20 protein-coding genes and 1 rRNA gene are annotated in these 22,290 nt (G+C 72.1%); 16 read left to right on the top strand and 5 right to left on the bottom strand.

What is annotated here, in order from left to right; all coding sequences use genetic code 11:
* The 11 genes from rrf to ACIQUC_RS17395 all read left to right on the top strand — a co-directional run.
* A 5S ribosomal RNA gene (gene rrf, locus ACIQUC_RS17345) occupies positions 1-88 on the top strand; the annotation flags it as partial.
* A 1,436-nt stretch (positions 89-1,524) separates the two neighbouring features.
* On the top strand, positions 1,525-2,265 hold the full coding sequence (locus ACIQUC_RS17350; RefSeq protein WP_402269322.1) for a hypothetical protein: 741 nt from the start codon (positions 1,525-1,527) through the stop codon (positions 2,263-2,265).
* The gene (locus ACIQUC_RS17355) at positions 2,171-3,268 is read left to right on the top strand and encodes an HAD-IIA family hydrolase (RefSeq protein ID WP_402269324.1); all 1,098 of its coding nucleotides are present in this window, start codon (positions 2,171-2,173) and stop codon (positions 3,266-3,268) included. Before ACIQUC_RS17350 ends, ACIQUC_RS17355 begins: the two co-directional genes overlap by 95 nt.
* A 10-nt stretch (positions 3,269-3,278) precedes the next feature.
* On the top strand, positions 3,279-3,506 hold the full coding sequence (locus ACIQUC_RS17360) for a hypothetical protein (protein WP_402269326.1): 228 nt from the start codon (positions 3,279-3,281) through the stop codon (positions 3,504-3,506).
* Complete coding sequence (locus ACIQUC_RS17365; RefSeq protein ID WP_402269328.1) at positions 3,499-4,344, top strand: TlyA family RNA methyltransferase; 846 nt, start codon at positions 3,499-3,501, stop codon at positions 4,342-4,344. Before ACIQUC_RS17360 ends, ACIQUC_RS17365 begins: the two co-directional genes overlap by 8 nt.
* The gene (locus tag ACIQUC_RS17370) at positions 4,341-5,267 is read left to right on the top strand and encodes an NAD kinase (RefSeq protein WP_031263263.1); all 927 of its coding nucleotides are present in this window, start codon (positions 4,341-4,343) and stop codon (positions 5,265-5,267) included. Before ACIQUC_RS17365 ends, ACIQUC_RS17370 begins: the two co-directional genes overlap by 4 nt.
* On the top strand, positions 5,264-6,958 hold the full coding sequence (gene recN / locus ACIQUC_RS17375; RefSeq protein ID WP_022908498.1) for a DNA repair protein RecN: 1,695 nt from the start codon (positions 5,264-5,266) through the stop codon (positions 6,956-6,958). The genes ACIQUC_RS17370 and recN overlap by 4 nt, the downstream gene beginning before the upstream one ends.
* A 644-nt stretch (positions 6,959-7,602) precedes the next feature.
* Complete coding sequence (locus tag ACIQUC_RS17380; protein WP_031263262.1) at positions 7,603-9,318, top strand: CTP synthase; 1,716 nt, start codon at positions 7,603-7,605, stop codon at positions 9,316-9,318.
* Positions 9,319-9,413: 95 nt separating this feature from the next.
* Positions 9,414-9,989 carry an NUDIX domain-containing protein gene (locus tag ACIQUC_RS17385; protein ID WP_402269331.1) on the top strand — a complete coding sequence of 192 codons (576 nt, stop codon included), beginning with the start codon at positions 9,414-9,416 and terminating at the stop codon, positions 9,987-9,989.
* A complete protein-coding gene (locus ACIQUC_RS17390; protein ID WP_402269333.1) occupies positions 9,986-10,567 on the top strand; it encodes a DUF1349 domain-containing protein in 582 nt (193 codons plus the stop codon). Before ACIQUC_RS17385 ends, ACIQUC_RS17390 begins: the two co-directional genes overlap by 4 nt.
* A gap of 32 nt (positions 10,568-10,599) precedes the next feature.
* Positions 10,600-11,631, top strand: coding sequence for a site-specific tyrosine recombinase XerD (locus ACIQUC_RS17395; RefSeq protein ID WP_402269378.1), 1,032 nt, complete (start codon positions 10,600-10,602; stop codon positions 11,629-11,631).
* A 160-nt stretch (positions 11,632-11,791) separates the two neighbouring features.
* On the opposite strand, the gene ACIQUC_RS17400 is transcribed toward ACIQUC_RS17395, so the two are convergent.
* Entirely contained in the window at positions 11,792-12,238 is a 447-nt protein-coding gene (locus ACIQUC_RS17400; protein ID WP_402269335.1) for a DUF2510 domain-containing protein, read from the bottom strand.
* 122 nt (positions 12,239-12,360) lie between these two features.
* Positions 12,361-13,392, bottom strand: a complete 1,032-nt coding sequence (locus ACIQUC_RS17405) for an LLM class flavin-dependent oxidoreductase (RefSeq protein WP_402269337.1) — start codon at positions 13,390-13,392, stop codon at positions 12,361-12,363.
* 56 nt (positions 13,393-13,448) lie between these two features.
* Here ACIQUC_RS17405 and ACIQUC_RS17410 point away from each other — a divergent pair, with 56 nt between their 5' ends.
* Positions 13,449-13,781 carry a TraR/DksA C4-type zinc finger protein gene (locus ACIQUC_RS17410; RefSeq protein ID WP_022908490.1) on the top strand — a complete coding sequence of 111 codons (333 nt, stop codon included), beginning with the start codon at positions 13,449-13,451 and terminating at the stop codon, positions 13,779-13,781.
* A 205-nt stretch (positions 13,782-13,986) separates the two neighbouring features.
* Entirely contained in the window at positions 13,987-14,430 is a 444-nt protein-coding gene (locus ACIQUC_RS17415) for a TIGR02611 family protein (protein ID WP_022908482.1), read from the top strand.
* Positions 14,431-14,533: 103 nt separating this feature from the next.
* Here ACIQUC_RS17415 and ACIQUC_RS17420 read toward each other — a convergent pair whose 3' ends face one another.
* On the bottom strand, positions 14,534-15,790 hold the full coding sequence (locus tag ACIQUC_RS17420; RefSeq protein WP_402269340.1) for an MFS transporter: 1,257 nt from the start codon (positions 15,788-15,790) through the stop codon (positions 14,534-14,536).
* A gap of 97 nt (positions 15,791-15,887) precedes the next feature.
* Here ACIQUC_RS17420 and ACIQUC_RS17425 point away from each other — a divergent pair, with 97 nt between their 5' ends.
* Complete coding sequence (locus ACIQUC_RS17425) at positions 15,888-16,253, top strand: helix-turn-helix transcriptional regulator (RefSeq protein WP_022908480.1); 366 nt, start codon at positions 15,888-15,890, stop codon at positions 16,251-16,253.
* Complete coding sequence (locus ACIQUC_RS17430) at positions 16,250-17,815, top strand: methyltransferase (RefSeq protein ID WP_402269342.1); 1,566 nt, start codon at positions 16,250-16,252, stop codon at positions 17,813-17,815. The genes ACIQUC_RS17425 and ACIQUC_RS17430 overlap by 4 nt, the downstream gene beginning before the upstream one ends.
* 42 nt (positions 17,816-17,857) lie before the next feature.
* On the opposite strand, the gene ACIQUC_RS17435 is transcribed toward ACIQUC_RS17430, so the two are convergent.
* Both ACIQUC_RS17435 and ACIQUC_RS17440 read right to left on the bottom strand, forming a co-directional pair.
* Positions 17,858-18,721, bottom strand: a complete 864-nt coding sequence (locus ACIQUC_RS17435; RefSeq protein WP_022908478.1) for an NAD(P)-dependent oxidoreductase — start codon at positions 18,719-18,721, stop codon at positions 17,858-17,860.
* Positions 18,722-18,839: 118 nt separating this feature from the next.
* Positions 18,840-19,430, bottom strand: coding sequence for a TetR/AcrR family transcriptional regulator (locus ACIQUC_RS17440; protein WP_022908477.1), 591 nt, complete (start codon positions 19,428-19,430; stop codon positions 18,840-18,842).
* A 177-nt stretch (positions 19,431-19,607) separates the two neighbouring features.
* On the opposite strand from ACIQUC_RS17440, the gene ACIQUC_RS17445 reads away from it, so the two are divergent.
* On the top strand, positions 19,608-22,088 hold the full coding sequence (locus ACIQUC_RS17445) for a beta-glucosidase H (RefSeq protein WP_402269345.1): 2,481 nt from the start codon (positions 19,608-19,610) through the stop codon (positions 22,086-22,088).
* Positions 22,089-22,290: the final 202 nt, after the last annotated feature.

The following is a 22,290-nucleotide window of genomic DNA, read 5'->3' on the forward strand; positions in this document are numbered from 1 at the left end:
CGGTCACATTCCGAACCCGGAAGCTAAGCCTCTCAGCGCCGATGGTACTGCAAGGGGGACCTTGTGGGAGAGTAGGACGCCGCCGGACTCAACGTAAGAAGATGTGGCCATCGGCCCTCCATCGAGAACTCGCAGGGGAGACCCTCGTTCTCGGGAGGCCGGTGGCCACATCTGTTTCTGCTGCAGGTCGCTCGACTCGCACGCCCGTTCGTGATGGACTGGGCGCGCGCGGGCGGTACCGTGCAGCGCCAACACAACGACACAGCGGACGATGGCCTGGGTGAGCGCTCGGGCACGCACAGAGGAGCAACGGTGGCGAACGACGACGATCAGCGGCGGAACGACGGCGATCGCGGAGACCGATCTGGTCGCGATGGCGACCGTGGCCCTCGGCGCGACGGCGGGAACCGCTGGTCGTCTGGCCCCCGTGACTTCGAGCGTCGTGAGGGTGAGCGGCGCGATGCTGCTCGTCGCGACGGTGACCGTCCGGCTCGCGGCGGCGGTCCATCGCGCGACGGCGCTCGTTCCTTCCGGGACGGCGACCGTCCGTTCCGCGACGGGGGACGGCGTCCCGCGTGGCGCGGGGATCGTGACGACTCGAGCCGACCTCCTCGCGGCGATGGTCCGCGTGGTTCGGATCGTCCGCGTCGTGATGGTGACCGTCCGGTCCGTTCGGACCGTCCTGCCCGTGATGGTGATCGTTCGTTCCGTGGGGGCGACGATCGTCCGCGTCGCGATGGCGATCGTCCGTTCCGTTCGGATCGTCCTGCTCGTGACGGCGATCGTCCGCGTCGTGACGGTGATCGTCCGTTCCGTTCGGATCGTCCGGCCCGCGACGGGGACCGTCCGTTCCGTGGGGGCGACGACCGTCCGCGTCGCGATGGCGATCGTCCGTTCCGTTCCGACCGTCCTGCCCGCGACGGCGACCGTCCGTTCCGTTCGGACCGTCCCGCCCGCGACGGCGACCGTCCGTTCCGTTCGGACCGTCCCGCCCGTGACGGGGATCGTCCGCGTCGAGACGGCGACCGTCCGTTCCGTTCGGACCGTCCCGCCCGTGACGGGGATCGTCCGCGTCGAGACGGCGACCGTCCGTTCCGTTCGGACCGTCCTGCTCGTGACGGGGATCGTCCGCGTCGTGACGGCGACCGTCCGTTCCGTGGCGGCGACGACCGTCCGCGTCGCGATGGTGACCGTCCGTTCCGTTCGGACCGTCCCGCCGGTGACGGGGATCGTCCGCGTCGAGACGGGGACCGTCCTTTCCGTGGCGGCCAGGACCGCGACCGCGGAGGCCGCGACGACCGTCAGCGCTTCGGCGACGGCAGCCGTCACGCCGGCGCTCGCTTCGGCGAGGCCTCGCGGGACGACTGGGAGGATCGGGACCCCTACGGCACCAAGTCGATCCGTCCCCGCCACGAGGACCCGGAGATCCCCGAGGACATCCAGGCCCGCGATCTCGACAAGGTCGCCCGGGCCGAGCTCAAGACGCTCAGCAAGGACAACGCCGACTGGGTCGCCCGTCACCTCGTGGCAGCCGCGCTCCTGGTCGACGAGGACCCGGAGACCGCGAACCAGCACGCCCTGAGCGCCGCCCGTCGTGCCGGACGGGTGGGTGTGGTCCGCGAGACCGCAGCCATCACGGCGTACCGGCTCGGCGACTTCGCGACGGCGCTGCGAGAACTCCGCACGTACCGTCGCATCTCCGGCCGGAACGACCAGCTGCCGATGATGGTCGACTGCGAGCGTGGGCTCGGCCGGCCCGAGCGGGCGCTCGAGCTCGGTCGGTCGGTCGACCGTGCGGCGCTCGACACCGCGGTCCAGGTCGAACTGGCCATCGCGATGTCCGGCGCACGCCTCGACCTCGGGAATCCCACAGCCGCGCTCGGTGAGCTGGAGATTCCACAGCTCGACCCGTCCACTGCCTACAGCTGGTCCCCGGCGCTCTACAGTGCTTACGCGGCCACGCTCGAGGAGCTCGGCCGTCAGGACGAGGCCGACGAGTGGTGGGCCCGTGTCGATCGTGCGGCAGCGGCGCTTGCCGAGGTCGCCGACGAGAACGCTTGGGAGACAGTTGATGTGGTCGAGGAAACGCTCGAGGTCGAAGGATCCGCAGACGAGTTCGCCGGAGTCGTCGACGACGAGCCCGACGCCGAACTCGCCGACGAGCCGCTCGGTGACGAGCCCGACGACGACGAGCCAGCCGGCGACGAGCCCGGCGAGCTCGACGACGACAACCCCGCCGACGTCGACGGGTCCGCAGCCGACTGACGTCCCGAAGCTGCCGACGGACGGTGTGGACGTCGTCCTCACCGACCTCGACGGCGTCGTGTACCGCGGTCGGCACGCCATCCCGCACGCTGTCGAGGCGCTGACCCGTGCCTCGCTGCACGCGCGCGTCGGCTACATCACGAACAACGCCTCGCGCCGACCCGTCGACGTCGCGGAACACCTCGAGCGCTACGGGCTCGAGGTGTCCGAGGACGACGTGGTGACGTCATCGCAAGCCGGGGTCCGGTTGCTCGAGACCCTGGTCCCGGCCGGGTCGACCGTGCTGGTGACCGGCGGCCTCGGCCTGACGAGCATCGTCGAGGCTGCCGGCTTCACGGTGACCTCCAGCGCCGAGGACTCCCCGGCCGCGGTCATCCAGGGCTTCTCGCCGGACCTCGGTTGGACGCACCTCGCCGAAGCGTCGTTCGCCCTTGCCGACCCGGACGTCCCGTGGGTCGCCACGAACATGGACTGGTCGATCCCCGTCGAGCGCGGCATCGCGCCCGGCAACGGCACGCTGGTGTCGGCCGTCCACCAGGCAGTCGGTCGGATGCCCGTCGTCGCCGGAAAGCCGGAGCGACCGATCTTCGACGCGGCGCTCGCGCGGTTCGGCGGTGAGCACCCGCTGTTCATCGGCGACCGCCTCGACACCGACATCAAGGGGGCGAACGACGCGGGGATCCCCAGCGTCCTCGTGCTGACGGGGATCGACAAGGCGAAGCAGGTCCTCGCCGCCGATCAGCGTTCGCGACCCACGTTCATCCTCGACGACCTCCGTGGCCTCTCCGAGCCGTACCCGGTGACGGTCCGGCGTGAAGATCCGGACGGCACCCGCTACGCGACCGTCGGAGCGGTGACCGTCGCCATGCGCGGGCACGTCGTGCGCGTCCTGGACGACGGCGACCCGATCGACCTGCTCCGCGCGGGCACCGCGCTCATCTGGGAGTCCGGGCTCGCGATCTACGGCCTCGACGTCGATCCGAAGCTGTACGGCGGCGAGTAGCGTGGCCGAGGTGTCGAACCACGAGCAGGACCCCGTGCGCGAGCCGTTCGACGACGGAGCGGGCACTACGCCGGCGGCCGGTCCCACGGCGCCGGACGACGCCGTCGAGCGCGACCGCTTCGCGCACCGCACCGAGGCAGCTGAGGCCTTGCCGCTGACCGAGCGCGCTGACGCCTTCTCCGCGCTGCACGACGAGCTCCGCACCCGCCTCGAGAGCGGCGGCAGCACGAGTGCCTGACGAGCACGCCCACGCCGACGAGACCGTGCAGGACGAGCGCCCGGTCCGACTCGACGCCCTCCTCGCTGCGCGCGGGCTCGCGAAGTCCCGCACCGCGGCCTCGAAGCTGATCCAGGACGGTCGCGTGACGGTCGGCGGGACCCCTGTGGTCAAGCCGTCCGCGTCGGTGCGGCCGTCGGCGTCGATCCACGTCGACGGTGCGGACGAGTGGGTGTCCCGCGCCGCACTGAAGCTCGTCGCCGCGCTCGACACGTTCGCCATCGACCCCGCCGACCGCGTCGCGCTCGACGTCGGTGCGAGCACCGGCGGGTTCACGCAGGTGCTCCTCAGCCGCGGTGCTCGCCGCGTGGTGGCCCTCGACGTCGGGCACGGGCAGCTCGACCCGATGGTTGCCCTCGACCCCCGCGTCGTCGTGGTCGAAGGGACGAACGCACGCAACCTGACGGCCGACGACTTCCGGGCACTCGACCCCGCCGCCACCGAGACGAGTCTCGTGGTGGGGGACCTGTCGTTCATCTCGCTCCGGCTCGTCCTGCCCGCGCTGGTCGAGTCGGTTCCCGCCGACGACTTCGTCCTGCTCGTGAAGCCGCAGTTCGAGGTCGGGCGGGGCGGCGTCCGAGAGGGCATCGTCCGCGACCCGGCACTCCGGAACGACGCGCTCATGAACGTGCTGTGGGCGGCATGGGACCTCGGGCTCGGCACGTCGGGGCTCGCAGCGTCGCCGATCGTCGGGACGCACGGCAACCACGAGTACCTGGCGCGTTTCCAGCGGGATGTCGGTACCAATCCGACAGAATGGATCGTCCGGGCGACCGAACTGACGGAAGGGACGGCATGAGCGACGACCGGCACATCCTCCTGGTGTCCCACACGGGCCGCCGTGACTCGATCGACGCTGCGGTCGAGGTCTGCGACCTCCTGCACGCCGCCGGTCTCGTCCCGGTCATGCCGTTCGACGAGTACGCCGACATCCGTCGTGCCGAGGCCTCTGTCGGACAGGTGGACATCCTCGGTGTCGACGTCCACGCCGACCAGCTCGAGATCGTGATCGTGCTCGGGGGAGACGGCACGATCCTGCGCGCCGCAGAACTCGTGCGCGGGACCGGCGCTCCGATCGTCGGGGTCAACCTCGGACACGTCGGGTTCCTGGCCGAGAGCGAGCGGGACGGCCTCCGCGCGACGGTCGAACGGGCACTGTCCGGCGACTACCACGTCGAGGAACGCGTCACACTCCAGGTCGACGTCGTCGTCGGCAACGAGATCGTCTACTCCTCCTGGGCGCTCAACGAAGCGACCATCGAGAAGGCCTCCCGCGAACGCATGCTCGAGGTCGTGACCGAGGTCGACGGTCGCCCGCTGTCCTCGTTCGGCTGCGACGGTGTCGTCGTCTCGACACCGACCGGTTCCACCGCGTACTCGTTCTCCGGCGGCGGGCCGATCGTCTGGCCCGACGTCGACGCCCTGCTCATGGTGCCGCTGAGCGCCCACGCCCTGTTCGCACGGCCCATCGTGGTCGGACCGGACTGCACGCTGGCGATCGAGGTGCTCCGTCGGACGAGCGGCGTCGGCGTGCTGTGGTGCGACGGCCGACGGACCCACGACCTCGCGCCCGGCGCTCGCGTCGAGGTCCGACGTTCGCCGGATCCGGTGCGCGTCGCACGGCTCAAGGACGCCCCGTTCACCGACCGACTCGTCGCGAAGTTCCAGCTGCCCGTCGCCGGGTGGCGCGGCCCGCAGCAGGACGACGAGGACACGCTGTGATCGAGGAGATCTCCATCTCGGACCTCGGGGTCATCGGCGAGACCACCCTCGAGCTCGGGCCCGGCTTCACCGTGGTCACCGGCGAGACCGGCGCGGGCAAGACGATGATCGTCACCGCCCTCGGTCTGCTCCTCGGTGCGCGGGCCGATGCGGGTTCGGTGCGACGGGGTGCGTCGACCGCAGTGGTCGAGGGCCGGTGGCACGTACCGGAGCACGACGCCGTCGCCGAGCGCGTCGAGGACGCTGGCGGCACGGTCGAGGACGGCGAACTCATCCTGACGCGCACCGTCTCTGCCGAGGGGCGCAGCCGCGCGACCGTCGGCGGGCGCAGTGCCCCGGTCGCGGTGCTCGGCGAGCTCGCGGACCAGCTGGTCACGGTGCACGGGCAGTCCGACCAGATCCGCCTGACCTCGGCCACCGCGCAGCGTGCGGCCCTCGACGGGTTCGGCGGTGCGGCGCTGGAGAAGGTCCTCGCCGCATACGTGCGGGCCTACGACACCTGGCAGCAGCACACCGGCGACCTCGAGACGCTCACCCGGGACCGCGACGACCGCGTTGCCGAGGCCGAGCGCGTCCGTGCGGCTTCCGACGAGATCGAGGCCGCGGACCCGCAGCCCGGCGAGGACGTCGAGCTGGCCGACCGCGCCGAGCGACTGGGGAACCTCGAAGAGCTCCGGCTCTCCGCCGGGCTCGCGCACGAAGCGCTGTCGAGCGAGTCCCTCGACGGCGTGCAGGACGTCGTCGGGCTGGTCGAGTCCGCCCGCCGGGCGATCGAACGGGTCGTGTCGTCCGACGCCGAGCTGCAGCCCGTGCTCGAGCAGCTGACGGAACTCGGGATCCAGGCGTCCGAGGCCTCGGCGAGCCTGTCGAGCTACCTCGGTTCGCTGGAACCGGACGCCGGTCACGACCTCGAACTCATCAACGAACGTCGGTCGCTGCTCGCCGGTCTCACCCGCAAGTACGGCGAGACCGTCGACGACGTGATCGCCTACGGTCAGCGGGCGAGCGACCGTCTCCTCGAGCTCGACGGGGACGACGACCGGATAGTCGCCCTGCAGCAGGCGGTCGAGCAGGACGAGCGCGCCCTCGCTGACGCCTCGGCCGCGCTGACCGCGGCACGGTCCAAGGCCGCGAAGGACCTCGCCAAGCGGGTCACCGCCGAGCTGAAGTCCCTCGCGATGGCCGGAGCGACCCTCGTCGTCGAGGTCTCGGACGCCGGCGACTACCGACGCCACGGACGCGACCAGGTGTCGATCCTCCTGCAACCGCACTCCGGAACCGATCCCCGGCCGATCGGCAAGGGCGCCTCGGGCGGTGAGCTCTCCCGGGTGATGCTCGCGATCGAGGTGGTCATGGCGGGCAGCACGACGGTCCCGACGTTCGTCTTCGACGAGGTCGACGCCGGCGTCGGCGGCGCCGCGGCGATCGAGATCGGCCGTCGTCTGGCGAAGCTCGCCGAACGCACCCAGGTCATCGTCGTGACCCACCTCGCTCAAGTCGCGGCGTTCGCCAACAACCACCTCAACGTCGTGAAGGACGCGAGCGGCGCAGTGACATCGTCGAGCGTCCGTCGCCTCGAGGGCGACGACCGCCTGCAGGAGATGGCACGCCTGCTCTCGGGTCTCGGTGACAGTGCGAGCGGGATCGAGCACGCGCGCGAGCTCCTCGACGTCGCCGGCCAGAAGGCCTGAGCGCGTCTCTACACGCCAATCCAGGAGGCGCGGCTCACGCCCGCCCCGCACGGTGCGTCGATTGTCGGCTGGTGCGGGGTTCGCGGCATGGTGCGGGGCTGTAGTCGGGCACCGTGCGTGCAACCTCGCACGGAATGGCGGAGCGCGCACGGGGTGGCGGGCGGCGTGTGGGCCGGGCAGCTCCGCACGGTGCGTTGGTCGTCGGCTGGTGCGGGGTTCGCGGCATGGTGCGGGGCTGTAGTCGGGCACAGTGCGTGCAACCTCGCACGGAATGGCGAGCGGCGTGCGGGCCGGGCAGCGCTGCACGGTGCGTCGGTCTTCGGCTGGTGCGGGGTTCGCGGCATGGTGCGGGGCTGTGATCGGACACCGTGCGTGCAACCTCGCGCGGGATGGCGAAGCGCGCACGGGGTGGCGGGCGGCGTGCGGGCTGGGCAGCTCCGCACGGTGCGTCGGTCGTCGGCTGGTGCGGGGTTCGCGGCATGGTGCGGGGCTGTGATCGGACACCGTGCGTGCAACCTCGCACGGAATGGCGGAGCGCGCACGGTGCGGTGCGGCGGCCGGCGCGGGCCGCGCACGCGCCCGCGCAACGCCCGCGGCGAACCGAGGTCGCGCCTCCCGGCAGTTCTGACGTACGATGGAATCCCGTGGCGGACACTCTCAGCGGCGGTACCAATTCTTCGAACGCGACCCCGAAGGTGACGAAGCAGATCTTCGTGACCGGCGGGGTCGTCTCGTCTCTCGGCAAGGGGCTGACGGCGGCCAGCCTCGGCAACCTCCTGACGGCTCGCGGCCTCAAGGTCGTCATGCAGAAGCTCGACCCGTACCTCAACGTGGACCCGGGCACCATGAACCCGTTCCAGCACGGCGAGGTCTTCGTGACCGACGACGGCGCGGAGACGGACCTCGACATCGGGCACTACGAGCGCTTCCTCGACATCAACCTGTCGCAGGCCGCGAACGTCACGACCGGGCAGGTCTACTCGACGGTGATCGCGAAGGAGCGTCGGGGCGAGTACCTCGGCGACACCGTGCAGGTCATCCCGCACATCACCGACGAGATCAAGCGGCGGATGCGTGAGCAGGCGCAGAACGACCCGCAGCCCGACGTCATCATCACCGAGGTCGGCGGCACCGTCGGCGACATCGAGTCACAGCCGTTCATCGAGTCCGCGCGGCAGGTGCGCCACGAGCTCGGCCGCAACAACGTGTTCTTCGTGCACGTGTCGCTCGTGCCGTTCATGAACGCCTCGGGTGAGCAGAAGACGAAGCCGACGCAGCACTCGGTGGCCGCGCTCCGCTCGATCGGCATCCAGCCGGACGCGCTGGTCCTCCGCAGCGACCGTCCGGTGTCGGACGCGAACAAGCGCAAGATCGCGCTCATGTGCGACGTCGACGAGGACGCCGTGGTGAACGCGGTGGACGTGCCGTCGATCTACGACCTCCCGACGCTGCTCAACAACCAGGGGCTCGACCAGGTCATCGTCGACGCCCTGAAGCTCGAGGCCGGTCCGGTCGACTGGACCGCGTGGACCCCGGTGCTCCGTGCCGTGCACGAGCCGAAGAAGGACGTCACGATCGCCCTGGTCGGCAAGTACATCGACCTGCCGGACGCGTACCTGTCCGTCACCGAGGCGCTCCGTGCCGGCGGGTTCGCGCACGACGCGAAGGTCACGCTGAAGTGGGTCGTGTCCGACGACTGCACCACGCCCGAGGGCGCCGCGAAGCAGCTCGGCGACGTCGACGGCATCTGCGTCCCCGGTGGGTTCGGCGTGCGCGGCATCGAGGGCAAGCTCGGCGCGCTGAAGTTCGCACGTGAGCAGGGCATCCCGACGCTCGGTCTCTGCCTCGGCCTGCAGTGCATGGTCATCGAGTACGCCCGGCACGAGGTCGGCCTCACCGACGCGTCGAGCACCGAGTTCGACCCGGAGACCTCGACGCCGGTCATCGCGACCATGGCGGAGCAGGTGGACATCATCGCGGGCGGCGACCTGGGCGGCACCATGCGCCTCGGCCTCTACCCGGCGACGTTCACCGAGGGGTCGCTCGCGGCGTCGCTGTACGGCGCTCCCGAGGCCTCCGAGCGCCACCGTCACCGCTACGAGGTGAACAACAAGTACCGCGAGCAGATCGCGGACGCCGGTCTGGTGTTCTCGGGCACGTCGCCCGACGGCACGCTGGTCGAGTACGTCGAGCTGCCGCGCGAGGTGCACCCGTTCTACATCGCGACGCAGGCGCACCCCGAGCTGCGCTCGCGCCCGACGGACGCGCACCCGCTGTTCGCGGGGCTCGTCGGTGCCGCGATCGAGCGGCACGAGGCGTCGAGCCTCTTCGACCCGCAGGAAGAGGAGCAGGTCGCGTAACGCGAGTGGTCTCTGACGGGAGGCGCGGTGCCAGCTGGCACCGCGCCTCCCGTCTGCCGTGTCGTCGCGTCGGAGGCGCGTGCCAGGATGGGCGCGTGACTGACGCACCCATCGCTGACGAACCCGCCTCGTTCGAGGTCACCGACTCCACCGTCGTCTACGAGGGCGCCGTCTGGGACGTGCGCCGCGACAGCATCGCGTACCACGACGACACGATGGTGCGGGAGTACATCGACCACACCGGCGCCGTCGCGGTCTACGCCGAGGACGACGAGGGGCGCGTCCTCGTCATCCAGCAGTACCGGCACCCGGTGCGGATGCGCGACTGGGAGCTGCCGGCGGGGCTGCTCGACATGGCGGGCGAGGACCACCTGACCGCGGCGCAGCGCGAGCTGGCGGAGGAGGCCGACCTCGAGGCCGACGACTGGGAACCGCTCGTGACGTACAACACGTCCTCCGGCGGCAGCGACGAGTTCCTGCAGATCTACCGCGCCCGAGGGGTGCGCGCGACCGCGACGGCGTTCGACCGCGAAGCTGAAGAGGCCGACATCGTGAAGCGGTGGGTGCCCCGGGCCGAGCTGGTGGCGGCGATCCTCGACGGTCGGCTGCACAACTCCGGGCTCGTCGTGGCCGTGCTCGCGGTGGACGCGCTCGAGCGAGGTGTCGCATGAGCCTCGCGGAGTTGCTCGACCAGGGGCAGTGGACACACGAACCCGTTGCGGCGACGCTCGACGGCGACGTCCTGCGGGTGACGGCCGTCGAGGGCAGTGACGCCTGGCGCACCACCTCGTACGGCTTCGTGCACGACTCCGAGCACGCGCTGCTCCGGCCGTTCGACGGGGCGTTCTCGGTCGAGGTGTCGTTCGTGCTCGACTACACGGAGCAGTTCGACCAGGCGGGGGTGTTCCTGCGGGTCGACGAGCGGAACTGGATCAAGGCCGGCGTCGAGTTCGCCGACGGGACGCCCCAGGTCGGAGCGGTCGTCACGCGCGATGCGTCGGACTGGTCGGTGGCGCCGGTGCCGGAGTGGACCGGTCGGGTCGTCACGGTCCGGGCCAGCCGCGACGGCGACGCCGTGACGATCCGGGCGTGGGCGGACGACGAGCCGCCGCGGCTCGTGCGGGTGGCGTACCTCGACCCCGACGCCCACGTGTCGGCGGGGCTGCTCTGTGCGGCACCGTCCCGCGCGGGACTGACCGTCGCCTTCACCGGGTTCCGCGTGGGGGAGCCGGACGGGTCGCTGCACTGACGGTGCACCGGCGGCGCTAGCCTCGTGGGGTGATCTCGCTCGACCGTGCCACGGAGACGTACCTGCGGCACATCGCGATCGAGCGCGGGCTGTCCCAGCACACGCTGTCGGCGTACCGGCGGGACCTGCAGACCTTCGCGTCGTGGATCGCGTCGGCACCGGTCGTCGAGTCGGCCGGGGCGGACCGGGCCGGCGGCGCCGCGGTGCTCGACGACGTCGGCAGGATCGCGCGCGCGGACCTCGCGGGCTTCGTGGAGCACCTCGCGACCCGGCCGTCCGGGCCCCTCGCGCCGAGGTCGGTCGCGCGGATGCTCAGCTCCGTGCGGTCGTTCACCGCGTTCGCGGCCGGCGAGGGCTGGCTGCAGCTCGATCCCGGCGCGTCCGTCCGGCCGCCGAAGGCCCCGATGCGGCTGCCGAAGGCGATCTCCGTGCACGACATGGAGCGGCTGCTCCAGGCGGCGAGCACCGCTGGTGCGACCGACGCCCCCGGCGCGTCCGGCGGCGCCGCCGACGATCTCGTGGGGCTGCGAGACCGCGCGCTGCTCGAACTGCTCTACGCCACCGGGGCACGGATCTCGGAGGCGGTCGGGCTGTCGGTCGACGACGTCACGACGCTGTCCGACGGCTCCGGGCCCGCGGCCGACGACGGGCTCTCGGTCGTGAAGGTCACCGGCAAGGGGAACAAGCAGCGTGTGGTGCCGCTCGGGAGCTTCGCCCGGGCGGCGATCGACGCGTACCTCGTGCGGGCGCGGCCGGTGTTCGCGGCGCGGGGGGCGTCGACGCCGGCGCTGTTCCTCGGTGCCCGGGGCGCGCGGCTGTCACGGCAGAGCGCGTGGCTCGTGATCCAGGCGGCAGCGGAGCGTGCGGAGCTCTCCGAGCACGTGTCGCCGCACACCTTCCGACACTCGTTCGCGACGCACCTGCTCGAAGGCGGAGCGGACGTGCGGGTCGTGCAGGAGCTGCTCGGGCACGCGAGCGTGGCGACGACGCAGATCTACACGATGGTGACGGCGGACATGCTCCGCGACGTCTACCAGACGGCGCACCCGCGGGCGCGGCGGTAGCGCGGACGGGCCCGGCGGGAGCGCGGACGCGGCGCGGGGCGCGGGCGCGGCGCGGGGCGCGGGCGCGTCTCGTGAGCAGAGATGGTCGGGTTGCCAGGGTGGACCCGACCATTCGTGCTCACGATGGCCGGACGGAACGCCAGAGCGCGCGTCAGCCCGCTCAGAACACGTGGAACTGCGCGGAGGCTGCCACGGCGGCCGTCGCCACCGCGAGGACCAGGGCGCTCGCCGAAGCACTCCGCGCCAGCACCCGCCAGCCCCCGGTCGCCCCGGGCCGCACGACGCCGAGCAGCCCCGACACCATCGCGGCCGCACTGCAGACGCCCCAGGGGTTGAGCAGCACGGACGCCACCGCGAGCAGCACCGCCAACGTCGAGAACGCACTGAAGCGGTGCACGCCCGAGCCTCCGGACGCCCAGGCGCTGGTCCGCACCGAGGCGGTGTGCACCGAGAACGACGGACCCACCGGGGCGACGACCACCGGCACGATGGGCTCGGTCCGGCTCGGCAGCACGCGAGTGGCCGCTCCCCAGGCGCGCCCGTCCCACCAGCGCAGGCGGCTCGCGTCCTGCGGGTCGGGGAACCAGCCGGCGGCCGGCAGCGTCACGGGGTGCTCCTCGGGGTGCGGGGGAAGGTGCACACCGACGGTACTGGAGTGCGGGAACCGGCCACAGTCCCAGCCCGGGTGTCGGCAGGAAGGGGGACCAGCCGCGTGGCTCAGACCCCGGGTCAGGCCGGGACGGCCGCCGCGTCCACCTCGCGCATGACGTCCTTCACGGCGGCGAGCAGCCGCGCGTTGAAGTCCACGCCGAGCTGGTTCGGCACCGTGACGAGCACGGTGTCGGCAGCACGCACCGCCTGGTCCGCCGCGAGCTCGGCGACCAGCTGCTCGGGCGACCCGATGTAGGACCGCCCGAACCGGGCGAGCCCACCGTCGAGGTGCCCCACCTGGTCCTGCCCCTCGACCTGTGCCCGGACGCCGAAGTAGTGCCGCGACTCGTCGTCGGTGATCGGGATGATGCTGCGGCTCACGCTGACCCGCGGGGTCCGCTCCCAGCCCATCTCGCTCCAGGTCGACCGGAACCGTGCGATCTGCTCGGCCTGCAGCTCGTCGAACGGCACCCCGGTGTCCTCGGTGAGCAGGGTCGACGACATGAGGTTCATGCCCTGCTCGGCCGTCCACTCGGCGGTCGCACGGGTGCCGGCGCCCCACCAGATGCGGTCGCCGAGGCCCTCGGACAGCGGGGAGATCGCGAGCGACCCGACCGATCCGGTCATCTGGGGATTCGCGTTCGCCATCGGCTCGCCGGCGATCGCGCGCCGGAACACGTCGGTGTGGGAGCGCGCCAGGTCGCCGCCGTTCGTGTCGGTCGCGTCGGGCACGTACCCGAACTGCTGGTAACCGGCGAGGGCGGTCTCGGGTGAGCCACGGGAGACGCCGAGCTGCAGTCGGCCACCCGAGATGAGGTCGGTGGCGGCGGCCTCCTCGGCCATGTACAGCGGGTTCTCGTAGCGCATGTCGACGACGCCGGTGCCGATCTCGATGCGGCTGGTGCGGGCGGCGATCGCGGAGAGCAGCGGGAACGGCGCCGCCTGCTGCGGCGCGAAGTGGTGGACGCGGAAGTAGGCGCCGTCGACCCCGGCCTCCTCGGCGGCCACCGCGAGGTCGATCGCCTGCACGAGGGCCTCTCGGCCGCTGCGCACCTTCGACCCCGGCACGTCGCGCCAGTGTCCGAACGACAGGAACCCGATCTTCGTCATGTCGATACGAACGCATCCGACGGCACGGTCATTCCGGGCCGACTACGGTGACCAGCATGGACGACCCCCGTCAGGCACTGGTCGCGGAGCGGGCGCGAGGCGAGCGGCTCCTCGCGGACGTCGAGCGCAGCATGCGGGACGTCAGCGACGCCCGGCAGGACGCCAACTCGGACGACGAGCACGACCCTGAGGGTGCGACCCTCGCGTGGGAGCGCGGCTCGCTCGGTGCCGTGCGGGACGACGCCCGCGAGCGGATCCGGCAGGTGGACGCCGCGCTGGCGCGGCTCGAGGCCGGGACCTACGGCCGCTGCGCGGTCGGCGGGGAACCGATCCCCGAGGCGCGCCTCGCCGCCGTCCCGTGGGCCGCGACGTGCGTGGCGCACGCGTGACGCGCCTCCTGGCCCGCATCGCCTGACAGGAGGCGCGGGTCGGCCTGGCCCGCATCGCCTGACGGGAGGCGCGGGTCGGCCCCGGTCCGCGCCTCCGGCCGCCGCAGGGCGGTGGCGTCCACCGCCCCGGCAGGCCGCCGCGGATGCACCGCACGCCCACCGCCTGCGCCGCGGATTCCCAGCCGCGCGCCCTACATTGCCGCACATGGAAGGCGACCCGAACCACCGGACAGACGCGGTCGAACGCGCCGAGACGCCGCACCGGCGGTTCCAGTGGTTCCACGACCTGCGCGCCTGGATCCACGCCCGCCCGCACCTGCACCTCGTCTACAAGGTGCTCGTCGGGATCGTCGGCGGCCTGGTCGTCGTGATCGGCCTGATCCTCGTGCCGCTGCCCGGTCCCGGGTGGCTCGTGGTGTTCATCGGGCTGACGATCCTCGCGAGCGAGTTCCACTTCTTCCACCGGATCATCACGTGGCTCCGGGCGCTGCTGCACCGCTTCTGGGACTGGGCGAAGGCGCACGGTCCCCGGTGGCTGCGGAACGCTGCAGACCGCGGCAAGGCCGACGTCGACGCGGCGCACACGGGTGCTGCCCGCACGGTCGGGGTCCGCGGGCGCGGGGCGAAGCGGGCGCGACCCGGGCACTGACCCCGTCGCCCTCGGACGGCAGTCGGAGTCCGTCGGACGGCAGTCAGAGTCCGGCGGACGACGTTCGGCGGATGGCGTTCGGCGTTCGCCGTCCGATGCGCGCCTAGTCTGCCGGGGACACCCGGACCGAGCCGGTGCAGGTGCGCTCGAGGACCTCGGCGGCCTGCTCCTCGACGACGGCGGCGTCCCGCGACACGAGCTGCAGCACGAGGGCGACGGCCGCGGCGAGGACGATGAACGCGCCGTACCCGGCGATGACCGGCACGAGACCGACGGCGGGTTCGAGCAGTCCGCCCACGACGGCGGGCACCCCGAACGCCAGGTAGCTGACGACGTAGATCGTGGAGAGCAACCCCGCACGGTGCGTCGGTGCCGCGGTGGCGAGCAGCATCCGGAGCGGCGCCTGGAACCCGGCGCCGAAGCCGACGCCGGCGATCGCGCTCCCGACGACGAGCCCGGGCAGCGAGTGCGCGAACACGAACGCCACGGTGACGACCGGTCCCAGGACGAGTGCGACGAGGCCGACCAGGACGGCACGGCGGGCGTCCATCCGCTGCGTCGCGAGCCCGGTCAGCGCGCCGACGCCCGTGACGACGGCGATGAGCGCGCCGGCGGCGAAGTGGTTCGTGATGCCGAACACCGCGCCGAGTGCCGACGGGACGAGCGAGAGGAACATCCCGCCGAGGGCCCAGCTCGCGATCAGGGACCCGGCGACGCTGCGGAAGAGTCGGCGCGAGGCACGCGGCACGCTGATCCGGGGCGCCAGGGAGCGGAGGGCGCCCGGTCGTCGGGTGACCCGCTCCGGGACCACGACGAGTGCGATCACCATGAGGACGAGCAACGCGCCGAAGAGCACGTAGACCAGCTGCTCCGGTGCGGGGCCCCACTGCACGAGGGCGCCGCTCGACATCGCGCCGGTGGCGAGTGCGATCGGCGGGATCACACCGTTCAGCACACCGGCGAGCGACGGGTGGCGCTCGAGCGAGTTGTCGATCAGCGCCGCACCGAGCGCACCGATGAGCAGGCCGACCGAGACGCCCTGCACGATGCGGTCGACGACGAGGGCGCCGACACCGTTCGCGATCGCGAAGAGCCCGAGCGACAGGGCCACCCCGAGGCCACCGACGACCAGCACGGGCTTCCGGCCGACGTGGTCTGACAGGCGTCCGGCGACGAGCAGGCTCGCCAGGAGGCCCGCGACGTAGATGGCGAACACCCCGGTGAGCATGAGCGGGGTGAGGTGCCACTCGGCGGCGTAGACGGGGTAGATGGGCGACGGGACCGCCGACGAGGCGACGGACACGAGGAGCATCGCCGCGAGGATCCAGAACCCCGCGACCGACCGAGCTGACTGCGCCATGAGCGCCCCTTCCGAATCAAGTACGAGTGCATTCGTACAGCAGTCCGCTGTACGACGCAAGTCGTACTGCGAGGGGAACGGTGGTAGCGTCCCGTCCATGCCCGCGACCGTGGATGCTCCCGAACACCTGCCACAGCCGACCGTGGCCGAGATGGACCTGCCGGTCGTGATGGACGCCCTGAGCGACCCGATCCGGCTCGCCATCCTGCACCGCTACCTGGTCGACGCCGCCGGCGGCATCCGCAGCTGCGGATGGGTCGGGATCGACCGACCGAAGTCGACGCTCACCCACCACTTCCGCGTCCTGCGCGAGGCCGGACTCCTCGAGCAGCACCAGGAGGGACTCACGCGGTCGAGCCGGGTCCGCGTCGAGGACGTCGAGCGGCGCTTCCCCGGGCTCCTCGACCTCGTGTTCGCGTGGGAGGTCCCGGCGGCCCTCATGCGCGAGGACGTCCCGGCGTGAGCGCCGTGCACACGCTCCCGACGATCGTCGCCGAGGCGGACGTCACCGATGCCCTCCGCCGTGACCTGACCGACGCCGGGTTCACCGTCGAACGGGTGGACGCCCTGTGGGGGACCGAGGCCGCCGCGTCGCTCCACCGCGGATCACGCGTCGCAGCGCTCCGGTCACTGCGCGCGCGCCCGACGACCCCGCTCACGACGCTCGCCACGCTCTTCGTGCTCGGACTCCCGGTGTCGCGGGTCGACGCCGACGCGGCGTTCCCGACCGCCGGGGCCTCCGCCGTCGCGTCGGCGGGGCTGGTCCGCACCGAGGCCGACACCGTCCACCCCGCGGTGGACCTGCGGCCGTACGCCTTCGTCGACGACCTCGGCGCCGGCAGCTGGTGGATCGTCTCCGACCTCGGCGAACTCGCGCTCGGGACGGCCCTCGGCGAGGAACACGTCCTCGGCATCGGCGGTGCCACGACGACGCTGTCCGGCCTGCAGGTCCCCGTGCCCGTCCGGCGCGTGCTCGACCTCGGCACCGGGTGCGGCATCCAGGCGATGCACGCCCGACGCTTCGCCGACGAGGTCGTCGCCACCGACATCTCGCACCGGGCCCTCGACATCGCCCGGTTCAACGCGATGCTCAACGGCATCGACGACATCGAGTTCCGCTCCGGGTCGCTGTTCGAACCGGTCGCGGGGGAGCGCTTCGACCGGATCGTCTCGAACCCGCCGTTCGTCATCACGCCCCGCAGCGAGGGTGTCCCCGCCTACGAGTACCGCGACGGCGGCATGGTCGGCGACGCGCTCGTCGAGACGGTCCTGACGGGGCTCGGCGACCACCTCGAACCCGGCGGGACCGCGCAGCTGCTCGGCAACTGGGAGTACCACTGGGGCACGGACGGCCTCGACCGCGTGCGCTCCTGGTTCGAGCGCGCCGACACCGACGGGCGCGGGCTCGACGCGTGGGTCGTCGAGCGGGAGCGGCAGGACCCCGCCGCCTACGCCGAGACCTGGATCCGCGACGGCGGCACGAAGCCCGGATCGTCCGAGTTCGACCGGCTCGTCGGCGCCTGGCTCGACGACTTCGCCGCCCGCCGGGTGACCGGCGTCGGCTTCGGGTACGTCGTGGTGCGCCGCCCCGGGCCGGGAGGCGCGGTGCACCTCCGCCGTTTCGAGCGCGTCCCCGAGACGCTCGGGTCCAACCCCGCGGGCCTCGGTGCGACGGTCGCCCGGGTCCTCGACGCGGCGGCGTGGCTGGCCGCGCACGACGACCAGGCCCTCGCCACCGCGCACCTCGCGGTCGCCGGCGACGTCACCGAGGAACGGTTCTACTGGCCGGGCAACGACGACCCGACCGTGATGACGCTCGTGCAGGGCGGTGGACTCGGTCGCCGGGTCGACGCCGACACCGCGCTCGCCGCGTTCGTCGGTGCGTGCGACGGCGAGCTGTCGGTGTCGGCGATCGTCGGCGCCCTCGCGCAGATCACCGGGGTGGACGAGCAGGCGCTCGCCGCCGACCTGTTGCCGGCGGCGCGCGACCTGGTGCTCGACGGGCTGCTCGTCCCGGCAGGCTGACGCCCGGGCCCGGGCCCGGGGCCGTGGCCGGTCCGGCCCCGCTCAGGCGCGGTGGTCGCGCCAGCTGTGCTCGGGTGCGTAGCCGAGGAGCTCGCGGGCCTTGTCGGACGAGAGCAGCGAGCTGACGCCGTCGATGTCCGCGCGGCGCTCGATGTCCGGCACGTACCGCTCGACGAGCTCGATCGTCGGCGTGTCCATGACCGTGTCCGGGCTCGCGATCACGAACGCCTCGAAGCCGGTGAGCTCGGCCTCGAGTGCCTTCCGCACCGCCTGGGCGCCGTCGCGGGAGTCGATGTAGGACCAGAGGTTGAACGTCTTCGCCTCGGGGGTGGCGTCCCACGGGAACGCCGGGTAGTCGGTCTCGTCCATCACGTTCGAGAACCGCAGGCCGATCATCTTGAGCTCCGGGTCCCAGCGGGTGAAGTGCCGGGCCATCTCCTCCTCGACCGCCTTTCCGAGCGAGTACGAGGACTGCGGGCGTACCTGGAACTCCTCGTCGACGGGCAGGTAGGGCGGGTGGTGCTCGCCCATCGGGATGCCGAGCAGGGTCTCGCTCGACGCCCAGACGACGTTCTTCACCCGGGCCTGGCGCGCGGCGTGGAAGACGTTGATCGACGACGTCACGTTGTTCGTGATGAGGGCGACGTCCGGCACCTGACCCGGGGCCGGGACGGCGGCGAGGTGCACCACCGCGTCGACGTGGTCGTACCGGTCGTCGATGCCGAGCAGGACGTTCAGCACCTGGCCGTGGTCGGTGAGGTCCGTGCGGACGAACTGCACCCGCTCGGGCTTGTCGGGGGAGGGCACGCGGTCGACCAGGACCACGTCGTACCCGTGCTCGTCGAGGTCGCGGACCACCGCCCGCCCGAGCTTCCCACTGCCGCCGGTCACCACTACACGCGTCATCGCGTCACTCCACATCGTCGTCGGGAGCCCTTCCGGGCACCGCCCATCCTGCCCGGCTCGGCCTGGGGCGACCAGGCCCTGTCCGTACCCCGTTGCGGTGGACCCGGGCGGTGCGGCGTCAGACGGTGCGGGTGACCTGTGCGGTCGCCAGCCGGGCGACGAGCTCGACGTGCTCGGCCATGTCCCGGGTCGGGTCGAAGAGCCACTGGATCTGCATGCCGTCCGACACGGCGAGCAGCACGCTCGTCAGTTCCTCGACGTCGACGTCGTCCCGCAGTCGCCCGTCCTGTTGCATGGCCCGGAAGTCGGCGGACAGGTTCTGCCGGCTCCGGTCGTAGCGCTCGCGGAAGTACTCGTGCGCGGGGTGCTCCGGGTCGGTCGCGGCCGCGGCGGACAGGTTCACGAACATCTGCACGAGCCCCGGGACCTCGGCGTTGTGCCGGACGATCGCGGCGAGGAGGGTCGCCGGGTCGGACGCGTCCCAGTCGTGTGCGAGGTCGATCTCGTCGCGCCGTCGCAGGATCTCGACCCAGAGGTCGTCCTTCGAGTCGAAGTAGTGCAGCAGTCCGGCCTGGGTGAGCCCGACGGCGTCGGCGATGTCCTTGATGCTCGTCCGCCGGAAGCCCTGCGACGCCACGAGGTCCAGCGCGACCGTGAGGATCTCCTCGCGCTTCGCGATGCCCTTTGCGTACGAACCCCGTCGTGCCATGGCCAGACTGTACCGCTCGTGTGTGTCCGCATAAAACCAACCGATAGTCGGTTTTGGGTGGTACGGTGCGGTAGCTGCCAGTGCGGGCGGCGAACCCGGTGGACGGTTGGTGTGGGCGACGGAGCCCCGGCCGTCCGAGCGGCGCCCGCGGCTTCCCGAACGAGAGGACCGACCACCGTGACCACCGTGACCGACGCGAGCACCGCCTCCAGTCCGACCAGCCCGCTGACCGAGCGCATCGACGCGCTCGTCGACCAGCTGACCATCGCGGAGAAGGTGCAGCTCCTGACGGGGCGTGACTTCTGGACCACCTGGCCGATCGAGAAGATCGGCCTGCGCCGCATCCTCATGTCGGACGGCCCCTCGGGTGTCCGCGGCGAGGTGTGGGACGAGCGCGACCCGTCGCTGAACCTGCCGTCGGCGACCGCCCTGAGCGCGTCGTGGGACCGCGCGATCGCGAAGCGCTACGGCGCCGCGGCGGCCGTCGAGGCCCGTCGCAAGGGCGTCGACGTCGTGCTCGGCCCGACCATCAACCTGCACCGCTCACCGCTCGGCGGCCGACACTTCGAGGCGTTCAGCGAGGACCCGCTGCTGACCGGCGACCTCGCCGCGTCCTACGTCGACGGCGTGCAGGAGAACGGCGTCGCCGCCACCCCGAAGCACTACATCGCGAACGACTACGAGACCGACCGCTTCACCGCGTCGACCGAGGTGTCGGACCGTGCCCTCCGCGAGCTGTACCTGCTCGCGTTCGAGAAGGCCGTGACCGAGGCGCACGCCTGGGCGGTCATGTCGTCCTACAACGCGATCAACGGCGTCACGGCGTCCGAGAACGACCTGCTCGAGACGCCACTGAACTCCGAGTGGGGCTTCGACGGCATCGTCGTGTCCGACTGGACCGGCGTCCGCTCGGTCGACTCGGCGAAGGCGTCCCAGGACGTCGCGATGCCCGGCCCGAACCCGTGGTGGAGCGAGGGTCCCCTGCTCGCCGCCGTGCAGGACGGTTCGGTGCCCGAGGCCGCGATCGACCGCAAGGTCCGCCGCATCCTGACCCTTGCCGCCCGCGTCGGCGCACTCGAGGGCTTCGAGCCCGTGGCCGCGCAGCCCGTGCACGTCGAGGACGGCGTCGCGTTCGTCCGCGAAGCCGAGGCCGAGGGCACCGTGCTCGTCCGCAACACCGGGATCCTGCCGCTCGACGCCTCCGCGGTGTCGCGCATCGCCGTCATCGGCCACAACGCCGACCAGGCCCGCACCCAGGGCGGTGGCTCGGCCACGGTCGTGCCGTCGCAGGTGGTCTCGCCGCTCGACGGCATCCGCTCGGCGTTCCCCGGTGCAACGGTCGACTACGCCATCGGCGCGGTCGTGCAGGAGGGCATCGCGGAGTTCCCGCTGTCCACCATCACGAACCCGGGCACCGGCGAGCCCGGCGCACGCGTCGCCTTCGTCAAGGACGGCGAGGAGCTGTACGTCGAGGACCGTCGTGCCACGGCGCTGTTCTGGTTCGGCGGCGACGCCCCGACGCGCGAGGCCGACCGGCTCGACATCACCACGACCTACACCGCACCCTCGACGGGGACCGTCCGGATCGGCATCGGCGCGGCCGGACACTCCCGCATGTGGATCGACGGGTCGCTCGTCCTCGACGAGTTCGTCGGGTTCGAGGGCGACCAGCTCGGCGCCGCGTTCCTCAACCCGCCGGCGCGATCGGTGCCGGTGTCGGTGACGGCCGGCCAGGACGTCGCGATCCGCATCGAGTACGACGTCGTCCAGGACGAGACCCTCGGCGGCGTGCTGGCCTACCAGTTCGGCACCGAGCCGAGCGACGAGGACCCGTCGGTGCTCATCGAGGCAGCCGTCGCGGCCGCCACCGGCGCGGACGTCGCGGTCGTCGTGGTCGGCACCAACTCGAAGGTCGAGTCCGAGGGCTACGACCGCTCGTCGCTCGCACTCCCGGGGCACCAGGACGACCTCGTCCGCGCGGTCGCCGCGGCGAACCCGAACACGGTGGTCGTCGTGAACGCCGGTTCGCCGGTCGAGATGCCGTGGCGGGACGACGTCGCCGCGGTCCTGCTCACCTGGTTCGGTGGTCAGGAGTACGGCAACGCGCTCGCCGACGTCCTCACGGGCGCCGCGGAGCCCGGCGGTCGTCTGCCCACCACCTGGCCGGCTGCGATGGCGGACGTGCCCGTGCTCGACGTCACCCCGGCGCACGGCAAGGTGTCCTACGACGAGGGCGTGCACATCGGCTACCGCGCGTGGCTCCGTGCCGGGACCACCCCCGCGTACCCCTTCGGCCACGGCCTCGGCTACACGACCTGGACGATCGACGGTGTCTCCGCGACGCCGACCGTGCGCGAGGGCGACGCCGTCATCGTGACGGCGACGGTCGCGAACACGGGCGACCGTGCCGGCAAGCACGTCGTGCAGGTGTACGCGTCGCGGGAGTCCTCGGCCGTCGACCGTCCGGTCCGCTGGCTCGTCGGGTTCGCACCCGTGCGACTCGGTGCGGGCGAGTCGACCGAGGTCTCGATCGAGGTCCCGGCCCGGGCGTTCGCGCACTGGGACGGCGCCTGGGCCTACGAACCGGGCGCGTTCACCCTGCACGTCGGCGCATCCGTCGCAGCCGAATCCGGCACCGTGACCCTCGAACTGGCGTGATTTCGTCCGGTTTCCGCGCGGAACCAAGCTGCGTTCAGTAACATCGTCCTGCGCCTGACGGCTGGTTACCGTCGACGCGCGCACCGCGAAGGGATCGCCACGTGTGCGACACGGCCTCCTGATCCGGCCGATGGAGCCCTGGCGGTCCTGGTGCGTCCAGAATGCGTCCCCGCGTCCGCGCGGGGGCGCATTCGTTCGTTCG

The sequence above is a fragment of the Curtobacterium sp. NPDC098951 genome, assembly GCF_044759965.1.
Lineage (GTDB): Bacteria > Actinomycetota > Actinomycetes > Actinomycetales > Microbacteriaceae > Curtobacterium.